The following is a 17,772-nucleotide window of genomic DNA, read 5'->3' as shown; positions in this document are numbered from 1 at the left end:
TTGAGAGTCACCCATGATGCCGATGCCACCTCCCCTGCACATCCACCCCGCCGGCGTGGCGGAGCGGATGTGCCGGAATGGACGACGACGCCACTCGCAGGTGAAGGAGACCCGCCGTCTCGGCAGAGGCGCGACGATCGAGCCACATCCCACTACTCGGTGTCGATCTGCGCGTCCTTGCCCATGGCTTTGCCGACGAGGTCCAGCAGGGCACCCTGTCGGGTCCTCATCGCGGCGTCGAAGTCGTCGTTGCGCAGGTCGGCCGCCGAGATCAGGTGTGACTGCACGTTCCGGTCGACCTGTTCCGGAGTGGTGTCCGCGGTCTTGGCCAGTCCGCGCAGGTACACGGAAGGCGCCCGGCCGCCGATGAGTCGGTTGGTGCGGGCGGTCAGCGGTGTCTTGTTGACGATGGAGTTGTACTCGGCCGAGCTGATGCCCTGCTTCTCGCACCACGCCTTGGGGAACACGTGGTGGATGTCGACCGCGTTGTCGAAGTAGTTCTCGTTGGACATGTCCGAGCCGGTACGCCAGTCCACGGGCCCCTCCTTGAGCAGCAGCGCGTAGAGGCCCTTGTAGGCGGCGGAGCCGCGGGTGCGCAGGGAGTGGAGGCGGCTGGAGAAGAACTGGGCCTCCTGGACGGTGCGGGGTTCACCACCCTGACCGGTCACCCAGGCCACGACCTCGGGCACGTCGCGTGCGAAGCGGGTCTCGGTGGTGCCGCCGTAGAGCTCACCGAACACACCGGACCAGTACCAGCGGGAGATCTTCTGCAGTGCCCCGACGGTCCCGGCCTTGCCGCCGAGCAGGGCGAAGATCGCGGACATCGGAATGAGCTGACTGCCGTAGGGCAGGAACCGGGTGTCGAAGATGTGCTGCGAGTACAGGAACTGCGCCGCCGACTTGAGCCCGTCGGTCACGGCGGACGCCCACTTGCGGTATTCCGGCAGGGTGAGGTTGAGCATGTCGGCGCGCCGGCAGCCGATGCGCGGGACGGCGACCTCGTCCCGACCGGCCTCCACGGCGGCCTGGTGGCGCTCGTGCGTGGCCAGCAGCGTCACCGCCTGGAGGAAGTCGGTGTTGGCGACCTCGGAGAGGATCCGGTACTGGCTGCCGGCCCACTGCGCCTTGCGGTCGGCCCAGTCCTGGCGCAGGTCGAAGTCGTCTGCGGCGAAGGTCGCGGTCAGCAGCTCGAAGACGGTCAGGGTGACCCCGCCGGTGTTGACCTTCTCGAAGACCTGGCACACCGCCTGGCGAGGCGTGCTCTTGCCCAGCTCGATCACCGGCAGCTGGTACTGCTCGAACCGCTTGACCACGGCCTCGTGGAACTTGCCCCACAGCGCCAGGTTCTCGGACTGCCGCTCGGGCGAGTGCTGGAAGAACCCCATCATCCACTGCATCGAGTTGAACACGGCCGTGCACGGGAACATGCGGTTCGCGTACTCCAGCTCCGGCGTGGACAGGTCCAGCAGCGCCTGCCCCCGGAAGTCCACGCGGACCTTGGTCTCGGGGACGAAGACCACGGCCTCCTCACGATCCCCGTCACCGAGGAGGGCCTTCTCCATGTCGATGTAGAACCAGCCGCGCGTGGTGTTGCCGCGGACGTCGTGGGTCTCCACCGGGGCGTCGCGGAACAACGACTGGTAGAGCGAGGTCAACCGCTGCTGACCGTCCAGGATCAACCGGTCGGGCGCGGCGCCGGCACGGGGCGCTCCTTCGACCGACCTGGTCTTGAAGCGGACGTCACCGCCCTGCTTCAACATCATCACGGTGCCCGCCGGATAGCCCAGCGAGATCGAGGCGATCAGGCTGGCGATGTTGCGGTCGGGCCACACCCAGCCGCGCTGGAACTCGGGGAGCTGCGCTTCGCCTCTGTCCACCTGGGTGAGCAGGTCCTTCAGGAACTCCTTCTCGATGCCGAAGGCCTCGACGCCCATGTGGATCACCCCGTTCGCTGTGCCGTCGAGGGCTGTATCGCGCAGTCGGACGAAAAAGTTTCTCCGAACGTCGCATCGCCTACATGAGATTCCGTCACATGCTGCGCGAGCAGTTCCACTCCATCCGGAGAGACCGACCCCGTGCCTCGACGAGCCGCGTCGATCACACCCCAGACGTGCAGCCAGAAGTGGATGTGCTGCAGTGAGGTGACCTCAACGAGCTTCAGGTGAGTCGTCCGCGACTTCCGGGCAGGGTCGGTTCGATGGATGCCCGAACGCTAGTACCGGAGGAGGGCGGCCCGGTCTCGCCACGCCAGGCGTAGCAGGGTCAACGCGCTAGCTGTCAGGCGCGGTTCGAGGCGGTTGATGGCCTCTTCGGTGAACGGGATGCGCTTGGTGCCGCCCTTGCCGATCACGCTGCCCTCGTCGTTGGTGGACACCATGTTGGCGAACAGCCGGTCGAACTCGGGTGCGTCCAGGACCGCCACGGTGAGCTGCAGGGCGCCGAGTTCGAGCGGTTCCACGACCAGTCCGTAGTGCCACATGCGAAGTGTTCCGCGGTCGCGTGCGAGCTCGAAGCGCACGAATGGCTCGTCGTTCTCATAGTCGATCGATTTCGGGTTGCAGCCGTCGTGTTCGGGGTTCCCCAGGAACTCCTCGGAGAACTCGCGCATGATATTGCGCCACAGGGAGAAGTCGTTCGCTACATCCACCGGCGCGGAGGATGACGGCTGGAACTCGCCAGCGGGCATCACGTGGCACAGCCCGCCACCGTCGGCTACCTTCCCGCCGTCCCGTTCGTGCAGGACGAAGCTCGCACCCTCTCCGGGGCTGCCACGTCGTATCGTCAGGGTATTGATTCCCGGCGACATGAGCAGTCGCGCGGGGTCGAACGGGTTCCCGATGGCAGCGCGCAGCGGAAGCCTTTCGAACCCGGGAATCTGCCTGCCCGACAGGAGCCAGGCTTTCTTGAACTCGTGCGCGACCATCTGCTTGACGTTGAAGACCTCGAAGAACGTGGTGCGCCCGAACCGCAGCGTCAAAGTTCCGTCCGCCTCGCCGTGCACGCCGGTCAGCCGATAGCTGAGACGGTTCTCCAGCAATCGAGGACGCACCAGGTCGCGTACCGCCCGGCTGTAGTCCGCATACCGGTTGTCCTCGTCACGCAAGGGCAGCAGGCCATCAATGGGGACGGCCTCGGGAAGTGCGTAGGGCGCCGCATCCTGATCCCAGCACAGCTTGACGGAGTCCAACTCGACGGGTTCTTCCAGGAGCCAGTGCGAGTCAGCGAGCACGTGACCGCCGACCGCACGGTCGGACTCGGGGTACAACCAGGCCGCCAGTTCCGTCAGCTCTCGCCCCCTCACACCTGGAGCGTTGCGCACGCGCAACCACTCCTCTTGGCTCGTTCGTACGTGCTGAGGCGGATGCACATCGTCGAAGCGACCTTCGAGGATGGGGCCGGTGTTACCAGAGGTGTCCGGCGGAGTCGTTTTGTCGCGTCGACCATGCCGTTCCTGCCGCGCCGCCTCTCGTAGTTCCAACAGGAGGCCGTCCGCTTTCAGCGTCTTGTCAAGCGCTCGAACGAGTTCCAGGGAAGGGAGGTTGGCTTGGGGACGTTCGGCGTGGGACACGTACTGGCGGGTGTATCCGATCAGTCGGGCCAGTTCCGGTTGGCTCATGCCGGCCCGGTTGCGACGTTGACGGATTTCATTAGCCAGCCTCACGGTCGCGTCGAGAGCACCGCCGTTCGCCTGCTCGGAATTGTCGACCGCGTCTGCCACCGGTCGGACCGGAGTTGCCGCCGGCTGCCTCTCCTCGCCATCACCGTGAAAGATGTTCATGCGAACCCCTGGATTGCACGAGCGGCACCACTGACGCGCGCAGTATAGCTCTGGCGTTAAAATCGTGATCGATGAACTTCTGCGATGACACGGCGACCACATTCATCCGCCGACGGCTCGCTCTCGGCGACTGACCACGTCCAGCGATGCGGAGATCACCAGTTCACGGCGGGGTGCTGACCAAGGTCCAAGTCCGCCTACGGGCGGTGCCGGATCGGATCAAGTGGAGATCACCAGGCGAACGAACCGCTTGTCGATGACCTGCCCGTCGACCAGGTCCGCGTTGGGGATGCCGGCGGTGTAGGCGGTGATGACGGGTTGTGCGGTGCGGTCGTGGTCCCAGGTGCGGATCACGGCGCACAGGCGTTCGGCCAGGTCCGTGCCGAGTGGGCCGTGGCCGGTGGCGCCGAGTTCGAAGCGGCGTTCGGTGGCATTGGGCTCGAGGCCACGCAGGGTGAGGTAGGCCAGGGAGTCGTTTTCGACCAGGGCGGGGCTGCTGTACTTGAAAGCGGGGTTGCACAGGCCGGCCTCGACAGCGGTGTTGCCGGCGGCGAAGCGGCACGTTCCGGGTTCGACTCCGGTGAAGCGGGGCCAGATGAGGTCGGTGGATTCCATGGGCGCCACCGACGCACCGGACCACACGGTGACGGCTTCGCGGTCGAGAACGCCGTGGAGTGCCGCGAGGTCGATGGGCTGGTCGGGGTCGAAGTGGAGGTCGACGTCTTCGGCGATGCGGATCTTGCGTTCGCCGTCCTGGCCGTCGCCGATCATGGGGATGAAGCCGCACAGCCGGCTGTCGGTGGCGCGCAGCACCCCGTCCTCCTGCTTGATGAACGCGACGCTGCGGGTTTGTCCCCGCCAGGTCAGCGGCACGACGAGTCGGCCGCCCAGGGCGAGCTGGGCCAGCCAGGCGGGTGGCAGGTCCCAGGGGCCGACGGTGACGATGATCCGGTCGTAGGAGGCGTGGTCGGGGTGGCCGAGGGTGCCGTCGCCGGTGACGACGTGAACGCGGTCGTAGCCGGTGGCGTCGAGGGCGCGTCGGGCGTGTTCGGTGACATCGGGGTGGATGTCGACGGTGGTGACCTGGCCGGTGTCGCCGACGAGTTCGGCCAGCAGGGCGGCGTTGTAGCCGGTGCCGGCGCCGATTTCGAGGACGCGGTGGCCGGGTCGGGCGTCGAGTTGGTCGAGCATCATGGCCACGACGGTGGGCACGGAGATGCAGCTGGCGGGCCTGCCGCCGGGTTCGCCGGGCTTGATGGTGATGGACCTGTTGGCGTAGGCGTCGGGAACGGTGGCGTCGGGCACGAACAGGTGGCGGGGCACCGTGCGCAGCGCGCGTTCGACAGTGGCCGAGCGCAGGTGTCCGGCCTCGGCGATGTGGTCGACCATGCGGTCGCGCAGGTCTTCCGGCGGGGTGTCGGTGGTGGCGGTCATCCGATTCCTTCTGTGTCCGGTGTCCCGGTGGTTGGTGAGGCGATGAGCAGGCAGGCGTCCCAGGCGAAGCCGGGCGTGGGGTGTCGGGTCAGCTCGATGCCCGTGGTGCCTTCGAGCAGGCCGTCGCCGGTCGCTGGTTGTCGGGTGTGCGGGTGTTGTTGGGTGAAGCGGGTGTTCAGGTGTGGCAGCAGGGCGGCCAGTTCGCTGTCGGGTCCGGCGTCGGCCGCCACGTGTCGGGTGGTCTGGACGAGGCCAGCCCAGCCGTGGCACAGGGAGGCGTCGCGGAGCAGAGCGAGCTGGCCGGGGTCGGTGACGCAGGTGGCCAGGGCGTGCTCGGCGGCTCGCTGCTTGTGCTGGTGGTCGAGGGCCATGGCGGCGAGTTGCTGTGCGCGGGCGATTCCGGGGGTGCCGTAGCACCAGGACGGGCGCTGAGGGCCGGGTTGGTCGACCGATCCGCGGTGCCATTCCTCCGGCCGGAGCAGGCCTGGCCACCACGGTCGGGTCGGGGTGCCGCTGCGCCAGTGGTCCAGCCAGGAATAGATGCGGTCGATGGTCTCGGCGTGTCCGGGCACGGTAATTCCGAGGATTGCCGCGTGGGCCAGCAGCGCCAGTGGGCCAGCGATCCCGTGTGCGATCCCGAGGTTGGCGTGCCCGCCGGACCACTGCGGGGACGGGCGGTCGTTCGGTGCGTTGGTGGTCCACCAGCCTGGCAGCTGCCGGCCGTTGACGAACACGGGTTCGGTGGCCAACCGCACCAGGTAGGCCAGGACCTCCCGCACGAGTCCTTCTTGACTGCCGCGGTGCAGCAGTAGGTAGGCGCCGATACCGGTCAGGCCGTTGATCAGGTCGAATTCGCCCAGCCGGGGCGGCAGCCCTTGGTCGATGCGCTGGTGCGCGACGGCGAGACGTCGGGTGACGAGGTCGCTGATGTGGCGGTCCAGCGTGTCGAGGGCTGTCACGTAGGAGGGATGGGCGGCGTGGCGCAGGACGAACGCGACGGCCGGGGCTCCGTGGAACAGCCCTGCGGTCGTATCCGCGGTGACCGGGTCGTGAGTCATCACGGTGATCCACCGGTGGACCTCGGGCCACGGCGTGCGGCCGGCGCGGGCATCGGCGATGTGCAGCAACGCGATCCCCGCTGCTCCGGAGGCCAGCGACTGCCGCCAGAACGGTGACGGTTCGCGCCGTTGTGCCGTGATCGTCGGGTTGGTGGAGGTCATCGGTGCCGCCTGCCCCGGGGTCGGGCACGTCGTGTGAACGCGGCTTGGCGGGCGAGGCGGCGGCAGGCGCGTTCGCTTTCAACGTCGATGCCGAGGGCGCGGTTGTGGTGCATGTGCAGCAGCGACTCCAGCACGACGTCGGTGTCCACGTCCGGCGGCAGTCGCGTGCGGTATTCAGCCAGCGTCGTCGCGCGGGCGTGCCATGCTTGGTCGACCTGTGCGGTCCAGCCGGGCAGTCGGCGCAGCTCATCGGTGTCGGCGGCCAGTCGGATCGCCTGGCCAGTGATCTGCCGGTCGCGAGCGGATGCGGTGGATGCCGGGTGGCTGGTCAGCCAGTCGATCGCCAGGGCGGGGTCGCCGAGGAAGGCGTCGATGATGCCGACCATGCCCGCCACGACCAGCGCGGTAGGTGGCACGGTCGTAGTGAGCCGTGCGTGCAGGGTTGCGGCGACGAAGCGGGAGTCGGCGGCGAAGACGGTCTCGGCGGCGGGCAGGGCGGCACCGTGCCCGTAACGGCCGACTTCGGGATGGTAGGTGTCGAACACCAACCGTCCGGCCACGCCTGCCTGTCGCATCCGCTGCGTCCACTTCCCGAGCGCTTTTGTGCACGCAGCGTAGTGGTCAGGGGTGGGGTTCAGCCGCAGCCGCAGGTGATCGTCCTCGTGAGGGCTGTGGTAGCGCAGGAACCACCAGGGCGTGTCCGCGTCCAGCTCGTCCAGCAGTGCGGGCAGGTGGCCGGTGATGACGTCGTCCATCCGCTCGGGGTGGGTGTAGATCTTCGCGGTGAGCCAGGTGGAGCCGGGTGCGCAGGGAAGTTGTCCGTGGGTGTTGTTCAGTTCGGGCAGTGCGCCGCGGAGAGGGTCGGGTGCCGCGGGGTGGGTGGTGACCAGCGGCAGCGCGATCTCGTGGGCGTGGTGGCCGATCCAGCCGTACTCGGCGATCGGCGTAGCTTCGTAGAGGACGGCCTGGCCGTGCTTGACGAGGTGGGCGTGCAGGAGGGTGGCGTGGGCGGGCTCGTCGAGGGACAGGCGCAGGGTGCGGTCAGCGTCGCGCAATTCGACCACCTGCGGGCAGCCCCACAGCCGCCGCCATCGGTCCAGCAGCCGCGGCCACCCTTCACCGTCCTGGCGTGGCGTGAGGTCGTCGGTGGTCAGTCGCCACTGGGCCGGGGACAGCACGGTGCGTCCGTAGCGGACCCTCGGCAGCCTCGGCAGGCGTGCGAGCGGCCCCCAGTCGAACTGGAACCAGGAGGCGCTGAACGCACGCGGCAGTTCCGCCAGGAACCGGGCCAGGGGCGGAGGTTGCTTGTCCAGCGCGAGCGCGTGGAACACCTGGGGTTCGACGACTCGGCGGCGGGAGCGGCTGACCAGGTACAGCCGGTCGCGGGTCGCGGTGACGGCGAGGTCGTCCAGTCGGATCAGGGTCGCCTCGTCGCCGTGACCGCGGTGTTCGCCCAGCGGAATCACGTGGTCGAGGTAGGCAGGGACGCGGCAGACGTTCTCCGCAGGCGCGTAGCGGGGCCCGAAGCTCAGCTGCGCCCGCAACGCTCCATCGGTGGCGGCCGGTAGGCCCCGGTAGGCCGACGCGAGGCCCGAGCCGGTGGCCATGGGGGTGAAGCGGCTGGTCAGCGTGCCCGCAGAGCGGGCAGGCGCGACGGTGAGGGTGAACTCGCCTTGCTCAAGTGCGGCCATGCTGTCCGCGTGTATGCGGGCCGACAGCTCCACGTGGGGTGGGATGTACCGGACATCGAAATCCTCACTGCCCAGGTCCGTGACGTCCTGGTCGGCAAGCACGATCTCGCCGGTTCCGTCGACGGCCGCTCGCCACGCCAATGCCGCCAGCCGCTCGTCGCGCTCCGAGAACTCCGGGATCGGCGGTGAGTGCACGCTGCCCTGATAACGGGCCGGGTAGCCCAAGCCGCTGTCGGGGCAAACGACGTCCAGCAGCGACACCAGCGTGCCGACGCCGTAGCGGTCGACGAACACGCCGTGGTAGTCACGCCATGCCGGGTCGCCGGTGGGTCGGCGGGTCATGCGCAGCAGCGCGCTCGCGGCGCATTCCATCTCCCGCGTGACCGCGCGGGGCACACTGATGTTGCAGTCCAACAGCAGATCGGCGGCCAACGGCGTGCGGCCCGCCGGGGACAGTGCCCGCATCCGACGGATGAGGTCCGCGCGGATGCGGTCTTGGCCGGCGACCGGCGTGTTCGGATCGTTGTGCCCGGCCAGCCCGGTCAGCACCGCGTCCAGGTCACGCAGCAGGGTGGCGATCTCGGGGACGCTGTCGCCACCGGCCGCGTGCAACCGTGCCAGGACGTGGGCGAACGGGTCGGTGACGGTGAACGGTGCGCGCAGTTCCGTCAGCAGGTACCCCTGCTTCACCAACACGGCGAGCGTGTGGCGGACCTTCGGTCGGTCGGTGGCGAAGTGCCCGGCCAGTTTGTCGACCAGCTCGCCGAACCGGATGGGGATCGCCGCCGCGTCCCACACGGCCGCCACCGCGCCGGTGTATTGGATCGTCACCCGGTTGGGCCCGTGTGGGATCTCCAGCCGGTCACCGCGACGCCTGGCGAGGTCGTTGACCGTCACCTCCAGGCGTTCCAGCAGGTCGACGGCCCCTTCGACACGGGTGATGATGTCGGCCAACCACTCGGTGTTCACCCGTGCCGTCGCGCGGTGTTCCCGCCCCCACCGCACGACCGACGCACCCGTCGCGGCCACCGGTGCCACGCCCGCGAACAACCCGAACGGGGTCGGCCTGCCGATGCTGCGCAGCACGTACCGGGCGGTGGAGACCGTCGCACCTCGGACCCGCCTGTCGGTCACCGCACGTCCCGCGCGGATGGCCTCGACCTGGTCGGCCAGGGACGGGCTGGCCTGTCGCACCGCCTCGGCCAGGCCGGGTCGGGACCACATCCGGTTCAGCCATGCCCGGCAGGCTGGGACGTCGGCCAGGTCGGGCCACTGGTCGGGCGCGTCGGTCAGCGGTGCCGCCGCAGCCCGCACGAGCGCGACACCGACGTGCCGGTACAGCGGTTTCCTACCAGCGGAACGCATCCATTCCTCCCGGCTGTTACAGAGCGGAACGGGGCCGGAGGACACCCGGCCCCGCGAGCGGTCGGGGCCTCAGACGCCCCCGGTGACGCACGCCGAGGCGCACGTCGGGTCACAGCCGTCGTCAGTGCCGTTGGTGCAGGCGTTCAGCGCCGGGTCCGCGGGCATGTCGGTGATGACGCGCAGATCGAGCGCGAAAGGGTCGTCGTGAGTGGGCATTTCCGTCGTCGTCATGAGCAGTGGTTCCCTTCACCGTTCCGGGTGGATTGGCATCGACCCGACGGGCGGTGCAGCCCAGAGGCGGTCTGTCGCCACGTGTGATCGCACTCCACGACACCAGCCGGCTTGGGTGTGCCTCTAGGCTGAGCGGTGACTCACGGTGGGTTCACGCCCACTCACAGTCGGAGAAAGCGGGGGTGTTGTCGTGACCGGCGGGGCGCGTTCGACGGGCGGAGACAGCGGTGAGACCAACGCCTTCGCGGCGGAACTCACCCGTTGGCGTGACGTGCGGAGCCTGTCCCGCACCGCGCTGGCGAAGCTGATGGGCTACGACCGCTCATACGTGTCCAAAGTGGAGTCCGGCCACGAGCGCCCGTCACGGGAGTTCGCGCTGCACGCCGACGCCGCGCTGAAGTCAGGCGGTGCGCTGCGCACCGCGTTCCGCGAGTTCGAAGCCGGTCGTACCGGCAAGTCCCGTCCGCCGCTGCCATTCCCTACCGACCAGTCCGCAGCGGGCAGCCTAGTGGTCGACCACGACGACGCCACCCTGCACTACGACGGGCACACCTACCGGCTCACCCAACGTCGCCACCTGGTCAACGGCGGTACCGAGCCCATCACCCGCTACCTCATCCGCATCTCCGTCGACCGCTACCCCGGCGACCCCGAACGGTCCAACCGCCTCTACAGCGAGAACCCGCTCACCTGGGACGAGATCGGCCTGCACGCCTGGCACGGCCAGGACCGGTCCGAACCGATGGGCTGGAGCGCCCACCACGACCGTGACGCCTTCAAGGAAGTCTGGCTGCACTTCGCCGGCGACACCGGCCACTTTCCGCTCTACCCCGGCGAGTCGACCTGGATCGAATACGAGTACACCGTCCGCGACGAGCACTGGGGCAACTGGTTCCAACGCGCCATCCGGTTGCCCACCGCGAAGCTGTCGGTCTCGCTGAACTTCCCCGCCGACCTCACCCCGGTGGTGTGGGGCCTGCACACCTCCATGACCGCCGAGGCCATGCCCTTCCCCACCGCCATCGACCGCACCATCGACCACGACCGGGTGATCTTCGCCTGGTCTTGCCAGGACCCGCCCCTGCACGCCCGCTACCGGCTCGAATGGGACTTCCGCAGCCGAACGACCACCGACACCACCCCCGCGCGCCCCAGCAAAACCATGGCCGCACTCGGCGTGGTCCAGGACGGGGACCCGCTGCTGCGTCGCACCGCCCGCCCCTTCGACCTGCCTGCTGAGGCCGAGGACGCCCGCCGGGTCATCACCGAGTTGCACTCCGCAGCCGAACGCATCGCCCACGCCCACACCTTCGGCAAGGGCATGGGCATCGCCGCGCCCCAGATCGGCATCGACCGCGCCGCCGCCCTCGTCCGTCCACCCGGCACCGACCAGCCGATCACCCTGCTCAACCCCACGGTCATCGAAAACGGCACCGAGATCGACGAGCAATACGAGGGCTGCCTGAGCTTCTTCGACGTCCGCTGCCTGATCCCCCGGCCAATGCAAATCCACGTCGAGCACACCGACATCACCGGCAAGAAGAAGATCACCGTCTTCGACCGCGGCATGGCCCGTCTGGTCGCCCACGAAGTCGACCACCTCCACGGCACCCTCTGCCACGATCACCTTCCCGAAGGCCGCCATCCCATCCCGATCGAGCAGTACCGAGGCACCGGCCAAACCTGGAACTACAGCGGTTCCTCGTGACTCGCAGTGTTCTAGGCAGCGGCAGCGGAAGAACCTCGCGTGACTAATGGTCCACGGCTGGCCCCGAAGCGAACTGCTCTGCAGGGCGGGCCGCTCATACGTCCGTCTGCTGATCGATCGCGGCCTCGTAGAAGGCGTCTGCGAGGGCCATGATGACAGCGTTGATGCCAGGTCCATCGCTGAAGAAATAGTCGGCCATGGTGTTGTGAGCTTCTTGGTTGTCGACGACCGCCTCTGTGACGGCCATCTGGAAGTCCTGCGACTCCATAAACTGCTTCTTCGAGTTGACCTTGGTCTGATTGATCAGGTTCGGGTAGGTGAGCAACCGCTGCACCAGTCCCTGCACGAACTCACGGACCTGCGACGCGGTGAACGACTCAGCGCCGAAGAGGTCGTTCATCTTGTCGATGACGACCTGGAGGGCGACGTACTTCGGCTCCTTCCGGGTGCCGGTGCCCGCAGCGCCGATCCCCTTCAGCTCACCGTCACCGGTCAGCGAGATGTCGACGGCGGTCCCCTTGCTGTGCTTGACCCCGACCAGGACCACATCGGAAAGGTCGACCTCCGCGGCCCAGGACGAGTCTGCGATGACCTTCTCCAGGAGCCGCAGGAAGATCGACAGCATCTCCATGTACGCGTCGCCGTAGTCGACGATCTGACTCATGAAGTCGTAGAGCCGGACGAAGGTGGAGACGTCCTTGCGAAACAGGTCGAGGGTATTGAGGATGACCTTGTCGTCAGCCTCGATCGCGGCCGCGTAGCGGCGGGCGAACTCGTTCTTGGCAGGACTGATCGCGGCCGAGAGCGCGTTGTTGCCCTTCCGGGTCACCCACAGGCCAGCGACTTCGCGCACCTGCTCCGGCGTGTAGATCCCAGCCTGATCGAGCTTGGTGGAGAGGTGGAACACGACGTACGGGTCGGTTTCGGTCTCTAGGGTGGCGTTGGTGAAGTACGGCTCGAACGCGGTTCGGATGTCCTCGGGCTTGTTCACGAAGTCGATGACGAACGTCTTGCGCTTCTGCTCCCCACCTGCGGTGCGGTGGGTGCGGTTGAGCCGCGAGAGCGTCTGCACCGCAGCGACCCCGGAGAGCTTCTTGTCGACGTACATCGCCGAGAGCAGCGGCTGGTCGAACCCGGTCTGGAACTTGTTGGCGACCAGCATGACCTTGTACGTCGTGCCCTTGAAGGCGGCGGCCAGGTCCGAGCCAGCGCCGGGGTTCAGGTTGGCCTCGGTGAACTCGTCGTCCTTGCTCGGCTGCGGCCCCCAGTCCGAGACCCACTCCTCGTCCTCGGCCATCGTCACCGAACCGGAGAAGGCGACCAGGGTGCCGTAGTTGTACGAGGCGTCCTGGGCGGCGCGCTTGGCGATGTAGGCGTCGATCGCCTTCTTGTACTTCACCGCGGCCTTGCGCGAGTCGGTCACGACCATCGCCTTCGCCTTGCCCTCCAGCAAGTGGGCGACGTTGACGTGGAAGTGCTCGACGATGATCTGCACCTTCTGGCTGATGTTGGTGGGGTGCAGCTTCACCCACCGCATCAGCCCCTTCCGCGCTGCGGCCTCCTCCACCACCTCGCTGCCATCGCCGCTCTCGGCCTGACCTGCGATCTTCAACGCGGTGTCGTAGGACTGGTAGCCCCTGAGCACGTCGAGGATGTAGCCCTCCTCGATCGCCTGCCGCATCGAGTAGAGGTGGAACTCGACCGGCTTCCCGTCAGGGCCCTTGCGACCGAAGAGCTCCAGAGTCTTGTTCTTCGGCGTCGCGGTGAACGCGAAGTAGGAGATGTTCTTCGACTCGGCCCGCTCGGTCATCTCTGCGGCCAGGATCGACTCCACATGGACAGAGCCGCCCTCTTCGATCTCCTTGACCTCCTCGGCGGTCAGCACCGCCTTGAGCTTGGAGGAGATCTGACCGGATTGCGAGGAGTGCGCCTCGTCCGCGATCACCGCGAACCGCTTGCCCTTCAGCCCCTTGTCGGCCCGGATCTCCTCGAGCGCGAACGGGAAGGTCTGCACCGTCACCGCGATGATCAGCTCGCCGTTCTTCAACGCGGTGGCCAGCAGGCCGGACTTTGACTTCGCCCCCGCCTTGCGGACGTCCTCCGGGCTGATCGTAGCCACGATCTTTCCCGAGCCGTCGATCTGCCGGATCGCCTCCTGGAGCTGCCCGTCAAGCACCGTGCGGTCCACGACCACGATCACCGAGTCGAAGACCTTCTGGTCGTTCACATGCAGCCGCGCCAACCGGTGCGCGGTCCAGGCGATGGTGTTCGTCTTCCCCGACCCCGCTGAGTGCTCGATCAGGTAGCGCTGCCCCACCCCTTCCTCGCGCACTGCGGCCACGATGTTCGTCACGGCCTCCCACTGGTGGTATCGCGGGAAGAGCATGCTCGTACGCCGCACCGAGGTGCCGGTGGCGACGTCCCACTCCTCCTTCGTCTCCACGATCATCAGTCGGCCGATGATGTTGAGCCAGGCATGCTTCTCCCAGACCCGCTCCCACAGGTACGCCGTTGCCGACCGACCACTTGCGCCGGGCGGATTCCCCGCGCCAGCGTTGTAGCCCATGTTGAACGGCAGGAAATGCGTCTTCCCGCCCTCCAACTTGGTGGTCATCGCGACCAGATCGTTGGAGACGGCGAAGTGCACTAGCGCTCGATGCCCGAACGACAGCAGCGGCTCTGGCCGACCGTTGGTCAGCGGGTTCCGGTTCTTGCGGTACTGGTTGATCGCCTCGTCGAGGGACTGGGTGAAGTCGGTCTTCAACTCGACAGTGGCCACCGGTAATCCGTTGACGAAGAAGACCAGGTCGATGCTGCGCTGGTCCGCAGTGGAGAAGTGCACCTGCCGCATCACTCGCACCCGCATTGCCGCATACTGCTCATTCGTCGTCGCGTTGAGGCTGGTTTCGGGCCGGAACTGCGCCATTTTCAACCGCCCACCACCGATGTACTGCACGCCGTTACGCAGGATGTTCAGCGTCCCGCCACCGTGCTCAAGAGGCTTGTCGAGCGCCGTAGCCAGCACATCAAGAAACTTCGCCGCCGATCCCGCCGCCCTCAGGGCCTTCACGTACGCCGCCTGCTGAGTCTCCTCCAGCCACGCGAATAGGTCCTCGGGCAAAAGCGCACGCTCTCGGTCGTAGCCGGTGTCATCGGCTGAGTAGAGCCACCCATGATCGGCCAGGCACTCACAGATTTCAGTTTCGAAGATGACCTCGTGGTGGTCTGCCATCACGCCATCTCCTGTACATCGACCTGTCCAGTCACCGCCGCCGTGATCAGCGCTGCCCGACGCTCGCGCGAAAGTTCGATGAACCGCTCCGTCTCAGCGATCAGCGTGTCGATCTTCGGGGTCTCCTCGTCCAAGTACTCGACGATTCGCCGCTGCTCATCAAGAGGCGGGAGCGGGATACGAAAGGCCTTGAGGTCCCCCATGCCGATCGTGCGGATCGTCGACCCGTTCTGGAACGAATCGAAGAACGATTGCATCGCATCCGCGAACAACACCCATAGGTACTCAGGGTCGAGAAGCGGTCCACATACCCACGCGGCGAAGTGCTGCGACGTCGCCATCGGAACGCTCATGATCGCTGCCCTTCCCACAGTTGCGTCCCGGGAGAGAACGACAGTGCGCGCAGGAAGCAACCGTGCGGAACTGTTGGCGAGTCCTGCGTCGCTAATGCGCTGTTTGGTGTCTTGAAGGTACTTGACTCCGCGCATGGTGCCGACGTCATGAAGACTCACCCATGGGATGTAACAGTCCGTCCACCAATCTTCTCGGGAACGACTTGGCGTGTGCCCGCTTTCAAGTTGAGCGACAGAGGCCAGAGGGACAACGCGCCAATTAGCGGGGAGCTGGTTTGCCCACCGCAAGGCACTCTTGACCTCCTCAGTTGGCATGGTTCCGTGCAGAGCCACGTGTACCCGAAGTGCATGCCGTCGCTCGTGGAGCATTTTGATTAGGCACCTCTGCTCCTCGATAAGCGTGTCGATGCGGCAGGTCTCACGGTCAAGAAATTTCGCCACGGCCCGCTGCGTCCGACGATCGGGCAGAGGAATCGAGTACGACCCCACAAAAGTCTCAGGGACACGACGGAGGCCACCCGACCCGGTCATATGGGATTCGCCCCGCTTCAAGAAGTCCGACGACCGGAGGATCCAACCGAGATAGTCCGCCTCGACTTCGACTGACGGCCGCATCACAGTGACTTCTGTCGTCGCGAAGGCTTGACCGTCCGGAAGATCACGCGCGACAAAGCCTTTACCGTTCTCGAAACATGGAGTCACCTTCGCGAACGCAACATCACCGTTCGCCACGTAGGAGTACCCCTGACGCAAATCGTCGATCGGGCGACGACGGCTCGTATCCACGGGACCGAACTCGGAGATCGCCTCCATCGGCAGGTACACCGCATCGCCGCCCGAGTTTGACATGGGGCGAGGATTGAAGGACACGAGATACCGCAGGGGCACTACAGGCGCTGCCGACAACTCTTCCCGGATGCTCATCCCTCCATCTCCCGCAGCAGGTCGAGGATCTTGGTGACCTGCTTTTCCAGGTCGGCGTCGATCTCAGCGAGAGGGCGGGGTGGGACGTACTTGTAGAAGTGACGGGTGAAAGGGATTTCGTAGCCAGTTTTGACCTTGGTCCAGTCGATCCAAGCATCAGGGACGTGCGGCTTCACCTCGGCGTCGAAATACGCCTGGATGACCTCGACCTTGCCAGCGGCACCGACGGTCGAGCCACCGTACCCAAACGGAACGTTCTCGGTGTCGCGCTTTTTCGCGTCCGACTTAGGCTTGCCCCTACGGTCAAGAACCGGCTGACCGGACTCGTCGAGGAGTGGGCGCTCGACGGTGATAGTCCAGTAACCGAACTCGTCGTTGCGCAGCAGCTTGGAGTAATCGGGGTCGGCGTCGGTGAAGTCGGCGTACAGCTTCACGACCTTAGCGCGATCCGCCTCGCTGAGTTCACGGTTCTTGGCGCCGAGGTTCTTGCGCATCTTGGTCCAGAACGAGGTGCCGTCGATGAGTTGCACCTTGCCCTTGCGCTCGGAGCGCTTGTCGTTGTCGAGGATCCAAATGTAGGTGGCGATGCCGGTGTTGAAGAACATGTTGGTCGGCAGCGCAACGATGGCATCGACCAGGTCGTTCTCCAGCAGCCACTTGCGAATGTTGGAGGGACCAGACTCCGCCGCGCCATTGAAGAGCGGCGAGCCGTTCATCACGATCCCGGCCCGGCCGCCGCCGTCCTCCGGCGCCCGCATCTTGTGCACCAGGTGGAGCAGGAAGAGCATCTGCCCATCCGAAGTCGCCGGAAGGCCGGGGGCGAACCGGCCGTAGGGGCCTGCTTCGTCGCGCTCCTTCGTGACCGCCTTGGCGTATTGCTTCCAGTCGACGCCGTACGGCGGGTTGGACATGCAGAAGTCGAACTGGCGGCCCTTGAACCTATCATCGGTCAGGGTGTTGCCGAAGGCGATGTTGGACGCGTCGTGGCCCTTGGCCAGTAGGTCGGACTTGCAGATCGCGTACGACTGCGGGTTGTACTCCTGGCCGTACAGGCTCAGCCTCGCATCGGGGTTACGCTCGAGCAGGTGCTCCTCGGCCAAGGCGAGCATGCCGCCGGTGCCCGCAGTAGGGTCGTAGAGGGTGCGGATGATGCCCGCCTCGGTCAGATCAACGTCTTTCTCGGCGAAGAGAAGATCCACCAGCAGTCGGATCGCGTCCCGCGGGGTGTAGTGGTCACCGGAGGTCTCGTTCGCGGCCTCGTTGAACTTGCGGATGATGTACTCGAACGCGTCGCCCATGTCGGCGTTGGAGACGACATCCGGATGCAGGTCGATGACCTTGAAGGACGCGATGACCTCGCGCAGGATCTCCGCCTTCTTCAGGACGAAGATCTCCTTCTTGAAGTCGAAGTATTCGAACACGTCGACATCCAGCGAGAACCGGTCGATGTAGTCGACGAGGTTGTCCGCCAGCCCGTCGGCGTCAGCCAGCAGGTTGGCGAAGGAGTAGTTCGAGGTGTTGTAGAAGGGTCGGCCGGTTGCCTTCTTGACCTCGATCTTGAGCCGGTTCGGGTTGTCGTATTTCGAAGCCAACTCCCGGACCGTCTCCCGGTCGGGCTCGAGGATGCAGTCGAGGCGGCGCAGGATCGTGAGCGGGAGGATCACGTTGCCGTACTGGTTGGGGCGGTAGGGGCCCCGAAGCTGGTCGGCGATCGACCAGATGAAGCTACCGAGGGTGCTCACAAGGCTCCTCACGAGGCTCACTCGACGATGAACGCTGGACGCCCAGCGCGAGCCCGTGCGCGCCGTTCGAACAGGCGGCGCACAGGCCGCGGCA

General features: G+C 66.5%; 10 protein-coding genes. 1 reads left to right on the top strand and 9 read right to left on the bottom strand.

Annotation, left to right across the window (positions count from 1 at the left end):
• Positions 1-152: 152 nt before the first annotated feature.
• From ABD223_RS39225 to ABD223_RS39200, 6 genes are all read right to left on the bottom strand, one after another.
• Entirely contained in the window at positions 153-1,934 is a 1,782-nt protein-coding gene (locus tag ABD223_RS39225) for a GmrSD restriction endonuclease domain-containing protein (RefSeq protein WP_344042623.1), read from the bottom strand.
• Positions 1,935-2,212: 278 nt separating this feature from the next.
• Positions 2,213-3,778: a helix-turn-helix transcriptional regulator gene (locus tag ABD223_RS39220; RefSeq protein WP_344042621.1), complete on the bottom strand. Its 1,566-nt coding sequence runs from the start codon at positions 3,776-3,778 to the stop codon at positions 2,213-2,215.
• Positions 3,779-3,997: 219 nt separating this feature from the next.
• Positions 3,998-5,212 carry a methyltransferase, FxLD system gene (gene fxlM, locus ABD223_RS39215; RefSeq protein WP_344042619.1) on the bottom strand — a complete coding sequence of 405 codons (1,215 nt, stop codon included), beginning with the start codon at positions 5,210-5,212 and terminating at the stop codon, positions 3,998-4,000.
• Positions 5,209-6,432: a lanthionine synthetase C family protein gene (locus ABD223_RS39210; RefSeq protein WP_344042617.1), complete on the bottom strand. Its 1,224-nt coding sequence runs from the start codon at positions 6,430-6,432 to the stop codon at positions 5,209-5,211. The genes fxlM and ABD223_RS39210 overlap by 4 nt, the downstream gene beginning before the upstream one ends.
• On the bottom strand, positions 6,429-9,488 hold the full coding sequence (locus ABD223_RS39205; RefSeq protein ID WP_344042615.1) for a lantibiotic dehydratase: 3,060 nt from the start codon (positions 9,486-9,488) through the stop codon (positions 6,429-6,431). Before ABD223_RS39205 ends, ABD223_RS39210 begins: the two co-directional genes overlap by 4 nt.
• Before the next feature lie 69 nt (positions 9,489-9,557).
• On the bottom strand, positions 9,558-9,719 hold the full coding sequence (locus ABD223_RS39200; protein WP_344042613.1) for an FxLD family lanthipeptide: 162 nt from the start codon (positions 9,717-9,719) through the stop codon (positions 9,558-9,560).
• Between the two features lie 190 nt (positions 9,720-9,909).
• Here ABD223_RS39200 and ABD223_RS39195 point away from each other — a divergent pair, with 190 nt between their 5' ends.
• Positions 9,910-11,427 (top strand): peptide deformylase, encoded by a 1,518-nt coding sequence (locus ABD223_RS39195; RefSeq protein ID WP_344042611.1) that lies wholly within the window; start codon positions 9,910-9,912, stop codon positions 11,425-11,427.
• 94 nt (positions 11,428-11,521) lie between these two features.
• On the opposite strand, the gene ABD223_RS39190 is transcribed toward ABD223_RS39195, so the two are convergent.
• Genes ABD223_RS39190 through ABD223_RS39180 form a run of 3 tightly spaced genes read right to left on the bottom strand, consistent with a single transcriptional unit; the run spans position 11,522 to position 17,678 of the window.
• The gene (locus ABD223_RS39190; protein WP_344042647.1) at positions 11,522-14,659 is read right to left on the bottom strand and encodes a type I restriction endonuclease subunit R; all 3,138 of its coding nucleotides are present in this window, start codon (positions 14,657-14,659) and stop codon (positions 11,522-11,524) included.
• Positions 14,659-15,936: a restriction endonuclease subunit S gene (locus ABD223_RS39185; RefSeq protein WP_344042609.1), complete on the bottom strand. Its 1,278-nt coding sequence runs from the start codon at positions 15,934-15,936 to the stop codon at positions 14,659-14,661. Before ABD223_RS39185 ends, ABD223_RS39190 begins: the two co-directional genes overlap by 1 nt.
• Complete coding sequence (locus ABD223_RS39180) at positions 15,933-17,678, bottom strand: type I restriction-modification system subunit M (RefSeq protein WP_344042607.1); 1,746 nt, start codon at positions 17,676-17,678, stop codon at positions 15,933-15,935. The genes ABD223_RS39185 and ABD223_RS39180 overlap by 4 nt, the downstream gene beginning before the upstream one ends.
• Between the last annotated feature and the right edge of the window lie 94 nt (positions 17,679-17,772).

The sequence above is a fragment of the Saccharothrix xinjiangensis genome (assembly GCF_039527585.1).
In the GTDB taxonomy this organism is placed as follows: domain Bacteria; phylum Actinomycetota; class Actinomycetes; order Mycobacteriales; family Pseudonocardiaceae; genus Actinosynnema; species Actinosynnema xinjiangensis.
Note: the sequence above shows the minus strand (reverse complement) of the source record. Positions and strands in the feature narration are given on the sequence as shown.